General features: G+C 51.3%; 2 rRNA genes. Both read right to left on the bottom strand.

The annotated features are described in order from the left end of the window. Positions 1 to 87, bottom strand: a 23S ribosomal RNA gene (locus ES017_RS15345); the annotation flags it as partial. Positions 88 to 242: 155 nt separating this feature from the next. Next, a 16S ribosomal RNA gene (locus tag ES017_RS15350) occupies positions 243 to 460 on the bottom strand; the annotation flags it as partial.

Genomic DNA, 460 nt, shown 5'->3' on the forward strand with positions numbered 1-460 from the left:
AGCTCCCCGAAGCATATCGGTGTTTGTCCCGTCCTTCATCGGCTCCTAGTGCCAAGGCATCCACCGTGCGCCCTTTCTAACTTAACTAAACACACTTTTCAGCCTGTTATCTAGTTTTCAAAGAACAATTTCAACCTCGTCTCCTCTATAGTGAGTAGACGCAGGCGCGAGTTGAGGGATATTCCCTCAAAACTAAACGAAGCGAAAAAGCGTTTTTTCATCATATCAATGATATCCCTTAGAAAGGAGGTGATCCAGCCGCACCTTCCGATACGGCTACCTTGTTACGACTTCACCCCAATCATTTGCCCCACCTTCGGCGGCTGGCTCCCGTAAGGGTTACCTCACCGACTTCGGGTGTTGCAAACTCTCGTGGTGTGACGGGCGGTGTGTACAAGGCCCGGGAACGTATTCACCGCGGCATGCTGATCCGCGATTACTAGCGATTCCGGCTTCATGC

It is taken from the genome of Anoxybacillus sp. EFIL, assembly GCF_013096955.1.
In the GTDB taxonomy this organism is placed as follows: domain Bacteria; phylum Bacillota; class Bacilli; order Bacillales; family Anoxybacillaceae; genus Anoxybacillus; species Anoxybacillus ayderensis.